General features: G+C 42.5%; 17 protein-coding genes. All 17 read left to right on the top strand.

What is annotated here, in order from left to right:
- The first annotated feature begins 5 nt into the window (after positions 1-5).
- The 17 genes from G630_RS0107980 (at position 6) to G630_RS0107900 (ending at position 19722) form a co-directional block, all read left to right on the top strand.
- A complete protein-coding gene (locus G630_RS0107980) occupies positions 6-767 on the top strand; it encodes a hypothetical protein (protein WP_022763138.1) in 762 nt (253 codons plus the stop codon).
- Positions 764-2305 (top strand): MBOAT family O-acyltransferase, encoded by a 1542-nt coding sequence (locus G630_RS0107975; protein ID WP_026498270.1) that lies wholly within the window; start codon positions 764-766, stop codon positions 2303-2305. The genes G630_RS0107980 and G630_RS0107975 overlap by 4 nt, the downstream gene beginning before the upstream one ends.
- Positions 2306-2323: 18 nt before the next feature.
- On the top strand, positions 2324-3403 hold the full coding sequence (locus tag G630_RS21210; protein WP_022763140.1) for a hypothetical protein: 1080 nt from the start codon (positions 2324-2326) through the stop codon (positions 3401-3403).
- Between the two features lie 31 nt (positions 3404-3434).
- The gene (locus G630_RS0107965; RefSeq protein ID WP_026498269.1) at positions 3435-4409 is read left to right on the top strand and encodes an SGNH/GDSL hydrolase family protein; all 975 of its coding nucleotides are present in this window, start codon (positions 3435-3437) and stop codon (positions 4407-4409) included.
- Complete coding sequence (locus tag G630_RS0107960; protein ID WP_026498268.1) at positions 4399-4755, top strand: transporter; 357 nt, start codon at positions 4399-4401, stop codon at positions 4753-4755. Before G630_RS0107965 ends, G630_RS0107960 begins: the two co-directional genes overlap by 11 nt.
- A complete protein-coding gene (locus G630_RS0107955) occupies positions 4752-5102 on the top strand; it encodes a multidrug ABC transporter (RefSeq protein ID WP_022763143.1) in 351 nt (116 codons plus the stop codon). The genes G630_RS0107960 and G630_RS0107955 overlap by 4 nt, the downstream gene beginning before the upstream one ends.
- A gap of 61 nt (positions 5103-5163) precedes the next feature.
- A complete protein-coding gene (gene rfbB, locus G630_RS0107950) occupies positions 5164-6252 on the top strand; it encodes a dTDP-glucose 4,6-dehydratase (RefSeq protein ID WP_022763144.1) in 1089 nt (362 codons plus the stop codon).
- 99 nt (positions 6253-6351) lie between these two features.
- Positions 6352-7281 carry a glycosyltransferase family 2 protein gene (locus tag G630_RS0107945; protein WP_022763145.1) on the top strand — a complete coding sequence of 310 codons (930 nt, stop codon included), beginning with the start codon at positions 6352-6354 and terminating at the stop codon, positions 7279-7281.
- Between the two features lie 139 nt (positions 7282-7420).
- Positions 7421-8290 carry a glucose-1-phosphate thymidylyltransferase RfbA gene (rfbA, locus tag G630_RS0107940; RefSeq protein ID WP_022763146.1) on the top strand — a complete coding sequence of 290 codons (870 nt, stop codon included), beginning with the start codon at positions 7421-7423 and terminating at the stop codon, positions 8288-8290.
- The gene (locus G630_RS0107935) at positions 8280-8606 is read left to right on the top strand and encodes a hypothetical protein (protein ID WP_022763147.1); all 327 of its coding nucleotides are present in this window, start codon (positions 8280-8282) and stop codon (positions 8604-8606) included. Before rfbA ends, G630_RS0107935 begins: the two co-directional genes overlap by 11 nt.
- 23 nt (positions 8607-8629) lie before the next feature.
- Complete coding sequence (gene rfbC / locus G630_RS0107930) at positions 8630-9196, top strand: dTDP-4-dehydrorhamnose 3,5-epimerase (RefSeq protein WP_022763148.1); 567 nt, start codon at positions 8630-8632, stop codon at positions 9194-9196.
- Positions 9196-10215: an ABC transporter permease gene (locus G630_RS0107925; RefSeq protein ID WP_022763149.1), complete on the top strand. Its 1020-nt coding sequence runs from the start codon at positions 9196-9198 to the stop codon at positions 10213-10215. The genes rfbC and G630_RS0107925 overlap by 1 nt, the downstream gene beginning before the upstream one ends.
- Positions 10216-10253: 38 nt before the next feature.
- Entirely contained in the window at positions 10254-11603 is a 1350-nt protein-coding gene (locus tag G630_RS0107920) for an ABC transporter ATP-binding protein (RefSeq protein ID WP_022763150.1), read from the top strand.
- A 3-nt stretch (positions 11604-11606) separates the two neighbouring features.
- Positions 11607-13733, top strand: coding sequence for a class I SAM-dependent methyltransferase (locus G630_RS24165; RefSeq protein WP_022763151.1), 2127 nt, complete (start codon positions 11607-11609; stop codon positions 13731-13733).
- 28 nt (positions 13734-13761) lie between these two features.
- Positions 13762-15846, top strand: coding sequence for a glycosyltransferase family 2 protein (locus G630_RS0107910; protein ID WP_026498266.1), 2085 nt, complete (start codon positions 13762-13764; stop codon positions 15844-15846).
- On the top strand, positions 15846-17909 hold the full coding sequence (locus tag G630_RS0107905; RefSeq protein WP_026498265.1) for a glycosyltransferase family 2 protein: 2064 nt from the start codon (positions 15846-15848) through the stop codon (positions 17907-17909). Before G630_RS0107910 ends, G630_RS0107905 begins: the two co-directional genes overlap by 1 nt.
- Positions 17910-17982: 73 nt before the next feature.
- On the top strand, positions 17983-19722 hold the full coding sequence (locus tag G630_RS0107900; RefSeq protein ID WP_022763154.1) for a phospho-sugar mutase: 1740 nt from the start codon (positions 17983-17985) through the stop codon (positions 19720-19722).
- Positions 19723-19732: the final 10 nt, after the last annotated feature.

Here is a 19732-nt window from a genome sequence, read left to right as displayed (position 1 = left end):
ACTAAATGTACGGAATTTTTATGGAGGCCTGGGTTATATTCAAGCAGTATGGCGGTAATGGATATCTTCTTGTGCTGTTCTTAGCTTCAATGCTGTATCTTCTTATTGCTGAAAAGGATATGAGGAAAAAGCTTGTTATGGCCGTGGCTCCTCTGATCATTTTAGTGGGATTTTTTATTCCGGTAACCAGAATTGCATATGTGGCAAAAATTCCGGATGGTGGAGATACTTATTACAGAATTTTATGGCTTATTCCCATGAGTGCGATAATAGCTTATGCAGGATGCAAATTATTTATGGAGCATAAGCGGATAGGACTGGTGGTTGTCAGTGCACTTATAATCCTTAGCGGAAGCCTGGTTTATAAAAATGAGTATGTTAAGGATGCAGAAAACGCTTACCACATTCCGCAGGTTGTTATCGATGTATGTGATGAGATAAGTCCGGAGGAGGGAGAACCCAGAGTAAGAGCGGTGTTCCCGGAGGAGTTTATCCATTTTGTAAGGCAGTATGACACGAATATTCTTATGCCTTACGGACGTGACGTCATCCATAATGATTATTACAATGCCGTTTACGTAGCTTTTCAAAAACCCGAAGTTATCAATGCAGAGGAACTTTTAGAGGCTACGAGACAGGCTCAGTGCAATTACATTGTTATGTACAAAGACAGACAGATTGATGTAAAACTTGAGGATATGGGACTGGAATTAGTAAATATGGTTGGTGGATACAATATCTATAAGGATCCGGAGATTGCTCAGTGACATTTAATTCATATTCCTTTATTTTCATATTTCTACCCGTCTTCCTTTTGGGAGTATGGGGGATTCAGCGTTTTTTATCTGAAAATGAGAGAGCGGATACGCTGATGAAGCTATGGCTGATAGTAATGTCAGCCTTTTTCTTCGTGGGATACGGAGCTTTTTCTATCTGTATCTTTCTTTTGAGCATTGTCTGGAATCTGATATTCTCATGTGTATTATGTAAACAGATAAAAAGCGTAGTTTTAGAAAAAGATGGCTCTGTGACTGCAATAAAAGCTGTTGCCATAACAGGTAATGCCCTGCTTCTTGCGGGTTTTAAGTTTTTTGGCGGCGGCGCAATGCCTGTTGCGGTGAGCTTCTACACCTTTTCTCAGATAATGTTTATAGCTGAGCTGGGCAAGGAGATAAAAGCAGATTTCAATCCTGTCGATTATCTGTGCTATATTCTCTTTTTTCCTAAAATTCTTCAGGGCCCGATTGCCGATTATAAAAGTGTAATGGGTGGCCTTAAGGATCTTAGTAAAAAAAAGCTAAAAGCAGAGGATTTTACATACGGAATAATGCTGTTTTCCATGGGACTTGCCAAAAAGGTGCTTCTTGCGCAGGTGCTCGGAAAAGGTGTGGATTTTGGCTATGGCGGCGTTACGACTATGTCAGCGCTCGATGCCATTTTGGTTGCGGTTTCATATTCCTTCCAGCTGTATTTTGACTTCAGCGGGTACTGTGATATGGCTGAAGGAATCTGCAGGATGATTGGAATGGAGCTCACAAGAAACTTTGATGCTCCGTATACCTCTGAAAATATAGCTGAGTTTTGGGACAGATGGCATATTTCACTTACGAAGTTCTTTACAAGATATGTCTACATACCGCTGGGCGGCAGCAGGAAGGGAATTTCAAGGACTTATATCAATATTCTGATAGTATTCCTGGTTAGCGGAATATGGCATGGATATGGTCTGAATTTTGTTATATGGGGTATGATGCATGGCGTGCTGATGGTGCTTCTAAGGGTTTTTCGTGCAGCCGCGCATGCCAAAGATGAAAGTGGAAAAGATCTTGCTAAGACTAAAAATGTAATGGCCTTAGGAGTTAGACATGCCATTAATACAGCTCTTACCTTTATATATGTGACAGCAGCCTGGGTTTTTTTCAGGGCAAAAGATATACCCGAGGCACTTACTCTTCTTGGCAAAATTGTCAATATCGATGCCTGGAGAGGTCTTCATATATCAATCAAGTTTGCGGAATGCTTTATGATGGATGAAATCTGGTATATGTTTAAAATCACACCTATACCCGGATGGAGTAAGAGTAATTACATTTGTATGTGGATAATACTGATTTTTTCTGCAATTATGATTTTTGGCGGCAATACGGCGAGGAAAATAGCAGAGAAAAGTGCAGCTTTTATATGTAAAAAAGAGGATGCTTCAAGGGTGGGATCCCTTGCCGTATCAATGCTCTACGGAGTGCTTTTTGTATGGGGAGTCCTGAGCCTTGGCGGTGTCAGCACCTTTTTGTATATTAATTTCTGATAGTTTGAGGTATGTAATTTGAGTAAAAGAAATGCCAAAAACTTCATATTCAGCTTTTGCGCGGTGGTACTGGTGCTGCTTTTTTTTGTATCGGCGATAGTAATTTATGTTGATCCGTTTTTCCATTTTCATGCGCCGCTCCAGGGATTTCCCTATATCGTGGATAATCAGCTTTCCCAAAATCCAGGAATGGCGGAGAGGATGGATTATGACAGCTGTATAATAGGATCATCAATGACTGTTAATTTCCATACGGATGATTTTGGTGAGCTTATGGGACTAAATACGCTCAAGCTCTCCTACAGCGGGGCTTATCCGCGAGATGATTACAATATCTTAAGTATTGTATTTGACAAAAATACTCCAGCAAGGAAGAAGAATCCAGTTAAGGCTGTGTTTTTAGGGCTTGATATACCGACTATGACTGCGGCTACGGATGAAATTAAGTATGAGCTTCCGATGTACCTTTATGACAAAAATCCCATAAATGATGTGAAGTACCTCTGGAATAAGGATGTGATTCTTGAGTATATCCTCAAGCCGATTATCCAGAAAAAGGGAACAAATCTGTCCGAGGTCTACGCCAGCTGGTGGACGGAGGATTACTACAATATTCAGTATGTTATGCACGGCTATGAGGCCCCGGAGGCTGTTATCGATGAAATGGATGCTGATCTCCTGATACCTCAGACGAAAGAAAATCTGGAGACAAATATTTTACCATTTATAAAAAATAATCCGGATACGGTTTTTTATATTTTTTTCCCGCCTTACAGCATTCTTTACTGGAATAATGTGCTCACGGAAAATCATTTTGAAGCTACGATGAAGCAATATGAGTTTGCGGCAAACGAACTTTTGAAGTATGATAATGTGCGTCTGTTCTATTTTCAAAATATGGAGGAGACAGTGACAGACCTTAATAACTATGCGGATTATACGCATTATAATCCGAGAATAAACCGCTATATGACCGAGTGTTTTGCTGATGGAACGCATGAAGTCAGAAGCATTGAAGAGTTCAGAGATGAACTTCAAAAGATGCGGCGGATAATTGCGGAATTCGATTTTGAAGAGTTGCTTTCTGCTGAATACTGATTAGGATCTATTTAGGTAAGTGAGGTTTTTTATGACAGATTTCAGATCAGAGGACAAAGGAAACAGAAACGGTGGAGGAATACCCGGATGGGTACATCTGGTGATTCTCGGACTCATCGTTATACTGATCGGTTATGGATCTTTCAGACTGATCAAGTGGAACAAAGGAAGAGATGTTGAGCAGGTCGACGAGGATACTTCGGAATATGATGTAGAAATCCTTGATCAGATTTTTCTTCTGCCTTCCGATAAGAGAGAGGGGCATGAGGATGATGGCCGGGAGACCATACTTGTACTCGGTAATGATTCCGTTACTTATGATCTTTCCGAAGACGGTGTATGTGAACAGATTGCCAAAAGTACAGGAAGCACTGTGATAAATGCAGGATTTGGCGGAAGTACAGTTGCACTGGGAACTGCTGATGGCCAGGGCGACATCATGGATAAGTTCAGTTTTTATAACTGTGCAAAGGCATTAACGCAGGATGGCACGAAGGAAATTCTTGATGCAGCCTGGACTTTGGGAGATATCACACTGGAGCAGCATGCTCAGGCGCTCAGTGATCTTGATATGAATACTGTTGATACTCTCGTTATTTACTACGATGCTTCAGATTATATCAAGCTGCGTCCCGGTATGAATCCCGGAGATAAGATGGATCCTGTAACCTACATGGGAGCATTGGATTCCGGTATCAGAATGATTCAGGAAAAATATCCTTTTATCAGAATTGTATGCATGTCCTTTACCTTCTGCTATGCCTACGATGCAGACGGACTTCTTAAAAACGGAGACAGGGTGGATTTCGGTAACGGTAAGCTTACCACATACCTTCAGCATATGATCGATACCTGTGGTGAGACCGGAGTCTCCTTTATAGATAACTATTACGGGACTATAGATGAGGGGAACAGTGCAGAGAATCTGCTTGATAACATTCATGTAAATAAGGATGCCAACAAGCATATTGCCACTCATTTCGCGGAGGCTATATATGGGAAATAAGATTCGGGCTATCATAGTTCTTCAGGGAGCTGTTTTCATTTATTCCCTGACGACGGTTATAAGTAAACTTGTTTCCAACTACAAGCTTTTATCAAAAGAGTTTATATTACTGTATCTCCTGGATTTTGCTGTTCTGGGTATATATGCGATACTCTGGCAGCAGCTTTTAAAGCGATTTGAATTGTCGATAGCCTATGCAAATAAAGCAATGACTCTTCTGTGGTCGCTTTTGTGGAGTACAATCCTTTTTCATGAAGGAGTGACACTCCTCAAGGTTATAGGCGTGGCGCTTGTAATAGCAGGAACAATTGTACTTAATTCTCCTAATAAAGGAGGTGCGGCATGATTCCTTTTATTGCACTTGCCCTTTGCGGACAGCTGATAGCTTCAATATCACAGATGCTTCTTAAAAAGAGCTCCGGAACAGAGTATCCGAACTTTATCAGACAGTATCTGAATATACTGGTTATCGGAGGATATGGATTACTGGTGGTATCGATGTTTGTGGCAATCATCTGCTACGGACATATGCCTTATATGTATGTCGTAATAATAGAACCTATCGGATATATCATGGTCATGTTCCTTAGCAGAATTTTCTTCAAGGAAGGGATTACGAAAAACAAACTGATAGGAATGGCGCTTATACTTGCCGGCATTTTAATATTTTATCTCCCCGGCAATTTGCATTAATTTATGTAAACAGTTAGAATACAAAATAACTTATAAAGATTTTCTTTTTGGAGGATATTTAATGAGAACTTATCTTGTAACAGGTGGTGCCGGATTCATCGGTTCCAACTACATACACTACATGTTTAAGAAGTATGACAATGAGATCCGCATAATCAATGTGGATGTACTTACCTATGCAGGTAACCTTGAGAACCTCAAGGATGTCGAGGGAAGAGACAACTATACATTTGTTAAGGCAAATATCTGCGACAGAGATGCCATCAACAAGATTTTTGAGGAAAATGACATCGACAGAGTTGTTCATTTTGCAGCAGAGAGCCATGTTGACCGCTCAATCGTTAATCCCGAGATCTTTGTTGAGACCAACGTTCTCGGAACAGCTACAATGCTTAACGCAGCAAAGAAGGCATGGGAGCTTCCCGATGGTTCCTTCAAGGAAGGAAAGAAATTCCTCCATGTAAGTACCGATGAGGTTTACGGATCACTTCCCGAGGATCCCAACGCTTATTTCTATGAGGATACACCTTATGATCCTCACAGCCCTTACTCAGCAAGTAAGGCAAGCTCAGATATGCTTGTTAAGGCTTATATGGACACATATAAGTTCCCTGCAAATATAACCAACTGTTCCAACAACTACGGACCGTTCCAGTTCCCGGAGAAGCTTATACCTCTTATGATTCACAATGCTCTTGAGGGTAAGGCACTTCCCGTTTACGGCGACGGTAAGAACGTTCGTGACTGGCTCTATGTTGAGGATCATGCCAAGGCAATCGATATGGTTCAGGAACAGGGCAGACTTTTCGAGACCTACAACATCGGCGGACACAATGAGAAGCAGAACATTGAGATCGTTCAGACCATCATCGATGTACTTCGCGAGTCTCTTGATGATTCAGATCCCAGAAAAGAGAAGCTTACATATGACCTCATTACATATGTTGAGGACAGAAAGGGACACGACCGCCGCTATGCTATCGCTCCCGATAAGATCAAGAAGGAGATCGGCTGGGAGCCTGAGACGATGTTCAAGGAAGGCATCAGAAAGACCATCAAGTGGTTCTTTGCTAACGAGGACTGGATGGAGCATGTAACAAGCGGAAATTATCAGAAATATTATGACAGTATGTATGGCGATAAGCTGTAATACATTATCCGTAAGATAGGACATTACAATAACAGGAGAGCTTTGGTAAGGCTATTTACCGGGCTCTCTCTTGTTGCGTTTAAGAGCAATGGAGAAAAGATGAGCAAAATATCAATTGTCGTTCCGGTTTATTACAACTCAGACACCCTGGAGATGCTCTACGATGACATGAAGGAGAAAATCTTCGATAAACTCGGAGATTACGAACTTGTCTTTGTGGATGACGGATCCGGAGATAACTCCTGGGAAATCATGAATAAGATCGCAGAGAAGGATGAGAATGTTGTCTGCACGAGACTCTCAAGAAACTTTGGTGAGCATGCGGCCATACTTGCGGGATTATCTGTTTGTACCGGTGACTGCGCCGTTACAAAGCAGGCAGATCTTCAGGAGGATTCAACCCTTATTCTCGATCTCTACGAAAAGTGGAAGGAAGGGAATAAGGTAGTACTTGCGATAAGAGCTGAACGCGATGAAGGTGCGGTTAAGAAGTTCTTTGCCGGAATGTATTACTGGCTTGTGAGAAAGACAATTAATAAGGATATGCCTCAGGGCGGCTGTGACTGCTACCTTCTGGACAGACAGGCAATAAATGTTCTGGAGATGATGGATGAAAAGAACTCATCGCTTACACTTCAGGTCATGTGGATAGGCTTTAAGTCCGCCAAGGTATACTTTCACAGAAAGGACAGGACAGTCGGCAAATCCCGCTGGACTTTTGGAAAGAAATTTAAGCTTGTGGTGGATTCCATGATGAGCTTTTCCTATTTCCCGATCAGGATGATGAGTATTTGCGGAGTGATTTTCGCCATAGCTGCATTTGTAGGCATTATAAGCGCAATCTATGAGAAGCTCACCGTCGGAACTCCAATAGCGGGTTATGCATCCCTGATGTGCGTGGTTTTGTTTGCATCCGGAATGATAATGCTGACACTCGGAATTCTCGGCGAATACATTTGGAGAGTACTGGAAGAATCCAGAAAGAGACCGCCGTTTATAATTGATACGATTCGTAAAAACGATAAATAATATATTTAATAATAAACCCATGATATAAATGGCGTTTTTATGTTATATTATAGGGTGATGTAGTTTTGCATACATCAAAGACAGCTGTGATATTACTTGAGAAAAATTGTTTTTGAATATACAGATTTGGAGGCCTTTTATGAAAGGAATTATACTTGCCGGAGGTTCCGGAACAAGACTTTATCCGCTTACCAGAGCTATTTCAAAGCAGATCATGCCGGTTTATGATAAACCTATGATCTATTACCCGCTATCTACCCTTATGCTTGCGGGAATACGCGAGGTTCTTATTATTTCTACTCCGAGAGATCTTCCGATTTTTGAGGACCTTTTCGGAACAGGAGAGCAGCTGGGGATGTCATTTTCATATGCTGTTCAGGAAGAGCCCAGAGGTCTTGCCGATGCGTTCATAATCGGCGCAGAGTTTATTGGCAGTGACAGTGTAGCACTGGTTCTCGGAGATAATATTTTCTATGGCCAGAGCTTCTCCAAGTTACTGAGGGAAGTGGCATCCAGAGAGAAGGGAGCGACAATTTTCGGTTATTACGTTCGTGATCCCAGAGAATACGGCGTAGTTGAGTTTGATGAGAACGGCAAAGCCCTTTCAATCGAGGAAAAACCGGAGCATCCCAAGAGCAATTATGCGGTTCCGGGACTCTATTTCTATGATAATGACGTAATTGAAATAGCAAAAAATGTTAAGCCTTCAGCCAGAGGAGAGATTGAAATTACAAGTGTTAACAATGAGTATCTTCGCAGAGGTACTCTTCGTGTTGAGACTATGGGCCGAGGCTTTGCATGGCTTGATACGGGTAATCATGACTCTCTTCTTGATGCCGCTGATTTCGTATGTGCATTCCAGAAGAGACAGGGACTCTATGTATCCTGCATAGAAGAGATTGCATATAAGAGAGGATTCATCAATAAGGAGCAGCTTCTTAAACTTGCTGAGCCTTTGATGAAGACTGACTACGGCAAATATCTTGTTGAGGTAGCAAATGGACTCTAAGGCGTTTAGATTGTCTATATTGGCGATTATTACCACGATTGTTCTCATCGGGGTGGTTGTTTATGCTGCAAACAGAGACCGCATAAATTCACTGATTGGTTCAGAAGGTGAATCGGAGGCTGTTGCCACACAGGCGGAGGAAGCAGTATCTACTACCGAATACGGAGAGCAGATTGGCGATAATCTTAAGGGCTTTCTTACTGCCGGAGATTTTTTTGATAAAAGCGAGCAACGTCCGTCCGTTGTAGTAGTGGTGGATAATGTTCCGGTACCGGCCAATGCGGATCCGGAAATATCAGGCGGAAATGTAGATTAATAGTTTGGAGGATCAAATATAAAATGGGACAGTTACAGGTTGAGACATGTGAGATTGAAGGACTTAAGGTTATCACTCCTCAGGTTTTCGGTGATGAGAGAGGATACTTCATGGAGACATATTCCAAGAGGGATTTTGAGAAAATCGGTATCCCCATGGAGTTTGTACAGGATAACCAGTCGGCTTCCAAAAAGGGAGTACTGAGAGGCCTTCATTTTCAGAAGAACTTTCCTCAGGATAAACTTGTTCGTGCAATAAAGGGAGAGGTTTTTGATGTTGCGGTAGATCTTCGTGAAGGCTCTGCAACTTTTGGAAAGTGGTTCGGAGTAGTCCTTTCGGCTGAGAACAAGAAACAGTTCTTTATTCCCAAGGGATTCGCACATGGTTTTATGGTAATGTCCGATTATGCTGAATTTGCATACAAGTGCACAGATTTCTATCACCCCGATGACGAGGGCGGTATTTTGTTCAAGGATCCCGAAATCGGTGTAGAGTGGCCCTATGAGGATGAGTCAGAGCTTACACTTTCCGATAAGGATACAAAGTGGGGTACACTTTCAGATTATAAAAAAGACCGCGGAGTTAAATAATGGCAAAGGAAAAGACAGATAAACTGCCTTTTATAAGTGAGCTTCCCAAGCAGGTGGGGCTGGGCATTTTCTATACGATAGCAATTGCTCTGATGCTGATCATCGTTTTGCACACCAATGTGCTTGCGGATCAGCATACCGAGATGCTTAAGAAGATATGCGCATGCATACTTATCGTAATGTCGATGATACTCGTTACCGCCTGGTACGATAAGCTCATGGTTTTGCCGGTGGAGCTTTATAATTCGAGGAAGCTGATCCGGAGACTGGCGGTAAATGATTTTAAAAAGAGATATGCCGGCTCGTATATGGGCATTGTGTGGGCACTGGTGCAGCCGGTGGTCACTGTTTTGATGTATTGGTTTGTGTTTGACAGAATATTCAAGCAAAAGCCAATGGCAGCAGGCGAGATCGATGTGCCCTATGTTTTGTTTCTTACGACGGGTCTGGTGCCGTGGTTTTTCTTTAATGAAGCACTGATGAACGGAACGACCGCTCTTCTTGAGTATAACTATCTGGTTAAAAAGGTTTTGTTCAAGATCAGTATACTGCCCCTGATAAAAATAATAGCCGCTCTTTTTATTCATGTATTTTTCGCGGGGGTAATGATTGCTATTTCATGCATGTATGGCTACTATCCTACGATTTATACAATCCAGATCATTTATTATGCGATATGTGAATTTATACTGGTTCTTTCCATATGCTATACAACCTGTGCTGTAGTGGTATTTTTCAGAGACCTCACACAGATTCTGGCTATAGTTCTTCAGGTCGGCCAGTGGGCAACTCCGATATTGTGGGATATAAATATGCTTCCCGACAATCTTAAGTGGATAATAAAGCTTAACCCCATGACGTACATCGTAAACGGATACAGAAATTCGATGTATGGTAATGAATGGTTCTTTGAGCATTTTTATTCAAGTACTTATTTCTGGATAGTTGTAGTGGCACTGTTCTGCATAGGTTCTTTGATATTTAAGCGCACCAAAACGCATTTTGCGGATGTGCTCTGATGGAATAGCTGGAGAAATATACCGGGAAAGTATGGTTTATGGATAAAGACTTAGCGATTCAGGTTACCGACCTGACTAAAATGTATAAACTTTATAGTAAAAACTCAGACAGGTTAAAGGATGCACTTGGTCTGCTAAAGGGTAATGATTATACGGAGCACCTTGCTCTCAATCATGTAAATCTCTCTGTAAAAAAAGGTGAGACCATTGGAATTATCGGAACTAACGGTTCGGGAAAATCGACAATCCTTAAGATAATAACAGGAGTATTGTCACCTACTTCCGGATCGGTTGAAGTGGATGGCCATATTTCAGCCCTTCTTGAGCTGGGTGCCGGTTTTAATCTGGAGTACAACGGAATAGATAACATTTTCCTTAACGGTATGATGATAGGCTTTTCAGAGGAAGAGATCAAAGCCAGAATGGATTCCATTTTGGAATTCGCCGATATTGGTGATTATGTTTATCAGCCTGTTAAGACCTATTCGAGCGGTATGTTTGTGCGACTTGCATTTGCCGTTGCCATAAACATCGATCCCGAGATACTTATTGTAGATGAGGCACTTTCTGTTGGCGATGTATTTTTCCAGGCGAAGTGTTATCACAAATTTGAGGAATTTAAAAAGCAGGGGAAGACGATTCTCTTTGTATCACATGACCTCTCGACTATAAGCAGGTATTGTGACAGAGCGGTTCTTCTTAACCAGGGTGTTATTCTCGGAGAGGGAACACCCAAGAAAATGATTGATATATATAAGCAGGTACTGGTTGGACAGTATCCGCTTCCCGAAAATGACTTTAAGTCCCTTCTTGAGGATGAGGACATAAGAGAGGCTGCAGGGAAAAAGGCAGATGCTGCTAAAAATGGCGATGCCGCAAAGAGTGCGCCCAAGGAAGAAAAATCCGATGCGCAAAATGAGATGGAAAATCCCGAGCTTCTGGAATACGGAAATAATGGAGCAAAGATTACAGAGTTCTATGCTACCGATTCAAAGGGACTTAGGACAAATTCAGTAATAAAAGGAACAGAATTCACCATACACATGAAGGTTAAGTTCCTCAGAGACATTAGTGCTCCGATATTCGCTTATACCATAAAAAACATTATGGGAATAGAGATTACCGGAACAAATTCTATGGTTGAAAAAGCATTCCTGGAGCCTGTTCATGAGGGTGATGAAAAAGAGATCACTTTCACGCAGAGAATGCTTTTGCAGGGAGGGGAGTATCTTGTTTCCTTCGGGGTAACAGGATTTGAACAGGATGATTTTGTAGTATACCACCGACTTTATGATGCGCTGAATATCACGGTTGTTTCCGATAAGAACACCGTCGGATATGTCGATATGGAATCGACGGTCAGTGTAACCGATGCTAAAAAGGAATAAGACATGCAGGAAGAAGTATTTATTGGGAATGTAAAACTGAATTTCAAGCATTATGCCGGACTGGATCTATACAGTGACGGGCCGATTGAGAAGGAAATCTTCGATATAGTCAGGAAACACAAGAAGGAAGAGTATCCTGAAATAATCGAGAAGAAGGCAAGTTGGCCTATTTTGTATCACCTCTCTGAGCTTAGAAGCAATATTGTAGAGTGGATTCCCATGACAGGAAAGGAAAAGGTTCTTGAGGTAGGTGCCGGATGCGGTGCCATTACCGGCATGCTTTCTGAGAAGGCAGGAGAGGTTATCGCCTGTGATCTTTCGAGAAGAAGAAGTGAGATTAATGCCACAAGAAATTCCGAATGTGACAACGTCACCATTCATGTAGGAAATTTCAGGGATATTGAGCCTGATCTTCCCGACAATTTTGATTTTATTTTCCTTATTGGTGTGTTTGAGTATGGACAGGGCTATATCGGAACGGAGAATCCGTATGAGAACTTCCTTACGATGCTTCAAAAGCACCTTAAGGCGAACGGACGAATAGTAATTGCCATCGAGAACAGGATAGGTCTTAAGTATTTCGCCGGAGCACCGGAGGATCACCTCGGAGGATACTTTGACGGAATTGAGGGCTATTCCAAGGATTCTGTAGCGAGAACTTTTACCAGAAATGGTCTGATTCGTATTTTCAAGAAGTGCGGCATAAAGGATTATCATTTCTATTATCCTTATCCGGACTACAAACTGATGACATCTCTCCATTCAGACAAATATCTCCCGGCATACGGAGAATTGCAGGATAATGTTCGTAATTACGATAGAGACAGACTCCTTTTGTTTAATGAAAAAAGAGCATATGAGTGTCTTATAAATGATGGAATGTATGGCGAATTTGCCAATTCCTTCGAAGTAATTTTGGGACCCGGTTTCGATACTGTTTATTGCAAGTATTCAAACGACCGTGCCGATGAGTTCAAGATAAGAACTGATATTACAATCGATAAGCTCGGAAGAAAGCTTATCAAGAAATACCCTCTTACCGAGGCAGCAGAGGACCATATTTTCGGTATGCAGGATGCATACTATGCACTTCGTGAAAGATACAGGGGCGGAGACCTTGAGGTCAATGACTGCCAGCTTGATGAGAAGTCGAGATGTGCGATGTTTTCATATGTTAACGGAATTCCTTTGACAGCACTTTTTGACGCGTGTCTGGAATCGGATGATATGGATTCCTTTAACGCTCTGTTTAGAGAATATATGAGAAGAATCGGCTACAGACCTGATTATCCGGTTACGGATTATGATCTTATTTTCCCGAATATTCTTGTTAACGGACCTATCTGGACTATCATAGATTATGAGTGGACTTACGGAAAATGCATTCCGCCTAAGGAGTTGGCATTCAGAGCTCTTTACGGATATATGCTTGAGGACAGAAGCCGCGATAAGCTCGATGTAAAGGCTCTGTATGAACAGATTGGACTTACTGACGAGGAAATAAAGGGCCTTCTTAGTGAGGAGGCGGACTTCCAGAAGTATGTAACCGGTAGAAGAAAATCATCTGTAGAATTGTGGAAGTCAATAGGAAGGACTGCCATTGTTCCGAAGGAACTTGCCGGAAGCAGCGATACGGCCAGAAGTGCCGAGGAAATCCAGGTATATGTGGATGAGGGAGACGGATACAGTGAAGATGACTCCATTTTCCCTGATGAGACCTATGATGAGCACAATGAAGTTACAATTGATATCGAATGCAACGATCATGTGCAGAATATCAGAATTGATCCTGCATTTGCATGTTGCATTGTAACGATAAAGCAGGTTGTCTGGAATGATGTTTCGGTCGAGGAGGGAGAGGCCTTCATCTCAATTCATCCGAACGGCTCCTGGATATCCGAGGACAGTATTGTATTCGGAACAGATGATCCTAATATTGAATTTGGCTTTGCGGATAACAGAGTTGATAAAAAGAGGGAAAACCATCTTAGGGTAACAATGATGACAACTCTTATTCCAAAGGAAACAGCGGTGGCTTTGGAGGACTCACTCAGAGTTACCACTGATGAGAACGAAGAGGAGAAGGGAGAATTTTTTCGAAAGATTAAGAAAAAACTTCTTTCCAAATAAGGGGAAGCCCGGAACAGGGCAGTAAGAGATGCTGAAAGAGATTGCAAAGAATTTTCTTATCAACAACAGAAAAAGAGGCTACCAGAGTATAGTTAAGGAATGTAAAAATGCCTATAACATCTGGGAGCACAAGCAGGAGAAGCATCCCATTTATGTATCAGGGGGGAGCGCTTATGAGGTCACGGGGAGACTTCAGCTTGTAACGGAGGTTGTTTCCTACACTAAGGTGTGGAGAGAGGCAGACCCAACGGCTACTGCTGAGACGATCCTTATTTTCGTGAGCCCCAAAGGAAGGCTTGCCGGACATGCTGTAGAGAATATCAGGCGATACTTTCAGGCTCATCCGGAAATCAATGTCGCGTATGGCGATGAGGATGAGATGGTCGGAAGAGGCAAATACGGTCATCCGTATTTTAAGCCGGACTGGTCGCCGGATACGTATCTTAATGCATTTTATATCGGAAGTGTATTTGCATGCAGGGCAAATACATATGAAGCAGCGGCTTCCGAGTATGATAATGCTCTTAGAATGCTCGGCGGAACGACAGGAGTAAAGAAGAATTCACCCGAAGCGGTGGGGCGTGAAGCAAGCATGCTTTCGGCCGACGTTCTTTTCTGTATGCTTGCCATAGAAGAGAGAGCATTCGGAAAGAGACAGGGAACGGAATTTCCGATAGGGCATATAGGAGAGATTCTGTTCCACAGAAATCCGGATACGGATGTTTTTTACGGAAGAAGTTTTCATAATTCAAGACATATGCTGATGAAGCCGGCAACGGTCAGCATTATAATTCCGACAAAGGATCATCCCGAAATTTTATATCAGTGCATGAAATCCATTGTTAATACCACTCATGAGAAGAATATTAAATATGAGATTGTAATAGTGGACAACGGCAGCAGTGCTTATAATCGTGTAAGATACGGTTCATATATTAATCAAATTGACAAAGTAAACGGATTAACAAATATTTCATATTTATATAAAGTAGAGGAATTTAATTTTTCTCATATGTGTAACCGCGGTGCGACAAGGTCGGGAGGCGAGTATCTTCTTTTCCTTAACGATGATATCGAGGCTACGCAGGATGGGTGGATGCGAGAGATGCTTTCTCAGGCACAGCTTCGCCATGTCGGAGTTGTGGGCGCTAAGCTCCTCTATCCGGACTCCGATCTTATTCAGCATGCCGGAATTACTAATGTCAGACTCGGCCCTGTGCATAAGCTCCAGAAAATGCATGATCAGAAGTCGCATTACTTTGGCTTTAACAGAGGGATTCATAATCTGATAGGAGCTACGGGAGCATGTCTGATGCTCAGCCGCGAGAAGTTTAATGAGGTTGGCGGCTTCCCGGAAGAACTTCCGGTTGCTTTTAATGATGTGGATCTTTGCTACAGCGTATTCCAGAAGGGATATTATAATGTCTGCTGCAACCACATAAGCCTCTATCATCATGAGTCCCTGAGCAGAGGCCTTGATACTCTTGATATGAAGAAGATGGAGCGCCTTGCTGCAGAGTATGAGGTACTTATGAAAAGGCATCCCGGTTTTTATAACCATGATCCTTTTTACAGTCAGTACCTTACTGATGATGAGACCATAAGCGCCATAATTCCGTGTGAGGACTTTACTCCGGTACTTGATATTCCTTTCCATAATATCAAGGTGCATGAGAATGGGTTCGCCGAGGCCAGAGAGGATGCCTGCCTCAGAGTCGGAGTTGAGTATGCCGGAACCATGGAGAATTGGATGTACGGCGTCAGAGACGGCGATGTGGTAGACGGATATTTTGTTAAGGGCTATAGCTTTGTAATCGGCTCAGATAATGCATTTTTTGAAAGAAGACTTGTTCTCAGGCAGGTAGAGAGGTCTGATGAAGGTGCAAGACCGGCATCTTCAGTCGTATACAGTATGCCTGTTTATACCTGGTACAGACCGGATATTAAACTGAGATTACAGGATCAGATAGATGTTGACCTTACCGGCTATAAGGTGAGGATTGCTCCTGGGAAACTTGACCCTGGTTATTATCAGGTGGGAATGGCTGCCCTTGACCAGACGGGTAGTTTGAAACTCATAAACTGGGTGCCCAATTTACTTAAGGTGAAATAATGACTGAAAATACAGATTTTGATTTTAAAACAGCATATGAGAAAGAAAAGCTTAAAAGTGCAGATCTTGCGCAGAGAGTGGCTGACCTTGAAGATAAGAATCAGGAGCTTGAGTTTAAGCTTAACAGGATTAAATCCAATCCAATCTGGAAGGCAAGTACTCCCGCAAGAAATGTAATGCATTTCGTTATAAGGCAGAAGGATCGCGTGAAAAACGCAGGATCAGTAAGGGGAGTTATTGCCAAGCTTAAATATAAGCAGATTGAGCGTAAGGCGAAGGTTCACTATGGAACCGAAAGCTTTCCTTCTGAGGAGACAATTGCAACAGAGAGAAATGCCAGATTTGAAAAGATGCCGCTTATCAGTATTCTGGTTCCTCTTTATAACACTCCCGAGAATTTCCTCAGGGATATGATAGAGTCTGTTCTTAACCAGACGTATACAAACTGGCAGCTTTGCCTTGCTGACGGCTCAGATGCAGAGCATGTATATGTAGAAGAGATTGTCAAAGAATATCAGAAGGACGAAAGAGCCGGGCACGGAGAAGCCGACGGTGCCGGTATTCTTTATCACAGACTTGAGAAGAATACAGGAATTTCAGGTAATACAAATGAGTGCCTTAAGCTTGCGTCGGGTGAGTACATAGGACTTCTTGATCATGATGATATTCTTCATCCCGAAGTTCTGTATTACTATGTCAAAGCTATCAATGATGAGAATGCGGACTATCTTTACTGTGATGAAGCCACTTTTTCAGGTAAGAGCATTGATCACATGATAACGATGCACTTTAAGCCGGATTATGCGCCTGATAATCTGAGAGCAAATAATTATATCTGCCATTTTAGTGTATTCAAGAGATCACTCCTTGACGGCACAGAACTTTTCAGATCGAAATTCGACGGAAGTCAGGATCATGATATGATCTTGAGGCTTACGGACGCTGCAGAGCATATAGTTCATATTCCCAGACTCTTGTATTACTGGAGATCTCATGCGGGTAGTGTGGCATCGGACATCAGCGCCAAGAGCTATGCTATTGATGCAGCCAGAGGAGCTGTGGCAGATCATCTTAGAAGACATGGTTATGAACACTTTAAGATAACCAGTACCAGAGCGTTTGAGACGATTTTCAAGATCGCCTATGAAGTTGAGGGCATGCCCAAGATTTCTATAATAATCCCCACTTGTGAGCACATGGAGGATTTGAAGAGGTGCCTGGATTCGATATATGAAAAATCGACCTATGACAATTATGAGATTATTGTTGTAGAGAACGGAAGTACCTCAAAGGAAATAAAGAGCTATTACGATGAGCTCAGAAACGGAGCCATGAGCTCTGTTCTTAAAATAGTTGATTACTATGAGGATAAGAATAACCTGAATGAAGACGGTTCGAAGCCGCCGTTTAATTATTCTGCGGTAGTGAATTACGGTGTTAAGCATTCGACAGGTGATTACATCCTGCTTCTAAATAATGATACACAGGTTATTACCGTTAATTGGATGGAGGAACTGCTCATGTACGCGCAGCGTGCAGATGTCGGAGCTGTTGGTGGAAAACTCTATTTCCCCAATAGAAAGATTCAGCACGCCGGTATCGTACTGAGACTCGGAGCTCACAGAACAGCCGGACATTGCCATTACGGACAGGAGGGAATGAACCTCGGATATATGGGAAGGTTGTGCTATGCACAGAACGTATCTGCCGTGACAGGTGCCTGCCTCATGGTATCAAGGGCGAAATACGATGAAGTCGGCGGATTTGATGAGGGATTCAGAGTTTCATTAAATGACGTGGATTTCTGTCTTAAACTGAGGGAAAAAGGATATCTCAATATATTTACTCCTTTTGCGGAAATGTATCATTTTGAATCCGCATCCAGAGGACTTGACCTGGAGGGCGAGAATGCAAAGAGATATGATGCGGAATCTGAGCATTTTCGTGCAAAATGGAAGGAAGTCCTTGATAAGGGTGATCCTTACTATAATCCAAATTTTTCTCTGGACAGAAGCGATTTCTCTCTGAATGTTGAAGGCTACAGCAGTTTGCGCGATGCATAATTTGACTTTTGGAGTTAGGAATGATTAACTAAATATGTTGAGGGGATAACCTCACATTTGAAGGAGGATAAAGATGAGTGAAGTTTCAAAACAGCTTGAGTATTGGTTGAACGATCCTTACTTTGATGAGGATACAAAAAACGAGTTATTGGCTATCAGAAATGACGAGAAAGAGGTTCAGGACAGGTTCTATCAGGAGCTTGAGTTTGGTACCGGTGGTCTTAGAGGTGTCATCGGAGCAGGCACAAACCGTATGAACAAGTATGTTGTCCGCAAAGCGACACAGGGTCTCGCAAATTATATTAAGAAAAACGGTGGAGCTGACGGTGCAAAGAGAGGCGTTGCTATTTCTTATGACTGCCGCAGATTCTCACCCGAATTCGCAGACGAGACGGCAAGATGCCTTGCAGCAAACGGCATTAAGGCTTATGTGTTTGATGAGCTCAGACCTACTCCCGAGCTTTCATTTGCATTAAGAAAGCTTGGATGTATTGCGGGCGTTATGATAACAGCCAGCCACAACCCGCCGGAATACAACGGATATAAGGCTTATTGGGAGGATGGTGCTCAGGTTACTCCGCCTCATGATACAGGTATTATTTCAGAAGTTAAAGCTATTACCGACTACAACGATGTTAAGACCATGTCTAAGGACGATGCCATGAAGGCAGGCCTTTATGAGATCATCGGAAAAGATATAGATGATGCGTACATGGTAGAGCTTAAAAAGCAGATTATTCACCTTGATGCTATCAAGGAGATGGCTGAGAAGCTTACAGTTGTATATACACCTTTCCACGGAACAGGACTTGTTCCCGTAAAGAGAGTTCTTGCTGAGCTTGGCTTTAAGAATGTGTATATAGTTCCTGAGCAGGAACTTCCGGATCCTGATTTCACAACTCTTGATTATCCTAATCCCGAGGATCCCAAAGCATTCAAGCTTGCTCTTGAGCTTGCGAAAGAGAAGGATGCAGACATCGTTCTTGCAACAGATCCCGATGCGGACAGACTTGGTGTATATGCCAAGGATACAAAGACCGGAGAATATGTTCCTTTCACAGGAAATATGTCCGGAATGCTTATAGGAGAATATATCCTTCGTGAGAGAAAGGCTACAGGCACTATGCCTGAGAGACCTGCGTTCGTTACAACCATTGTTACAACAAACATGGCTAGACGCGTTGCTGAGAAATACGGTCTTCATTACATCGAAGTACTCACAGGCTTCAAGTATATCGGTGAGCAGATCAGATTGTTTGAAGAGCATAATCAGGAATACAACTATGTATTCGGCCTTGAGGAGAGCTATGGCTGTCTTGCCGGAACACATGCACGCGATAAGGATGCGATCGTTGCCGTTATGATGCTCTGTGAAGTAGCTGCGTTCTGCAAGAAGAACAACCAGACTCTTTGGGATGCTATGATTGATATGTATGAGGATTACGGCTACTACAAGGAAGGCCAGTATTCCATTACCATGAAGGGACTTGAGGGCGCTAAGGAGATAGCTGCTCTTATGGATAAGCTCAGAAATAATCCGCCTAAGAACTTCGGCGCATGGACTGTTGAGGAATTCCGTGATTACAAGACAGGAGAGACAGTTAACCCTCAGACAGGAGAAAAGGGTAAGACCGGTCTTCCGGAGTCCAACGTACTCTATTTTGCACTGGATAACGATTCATGGTGCTGCGCACGTCCTTCCGGAACAGAGCCTAAGATCAAGTTCTATATGGGCGTTAAGGGTACCAGCCTTGAGGATGCTGCTAAGAAGCAGGATGAACTCACAGCAGCTGTTAAAGCTCTTATCGATTAATTACAAAAGA

Origin of the sequence: Butyrivibrio sp. WCD2001 (assembly GCF_000424485.1) — a bacterium.
GTDB lineage: Bacteria > Bacillota > Clostridia > Lachnospirales > Lachnospiraceae > Butyrivibrio.
Note: the sequence above shows the minus strand (reverse complement) of the source record. Positions and strands in the feature narration are given on the sequence as shown.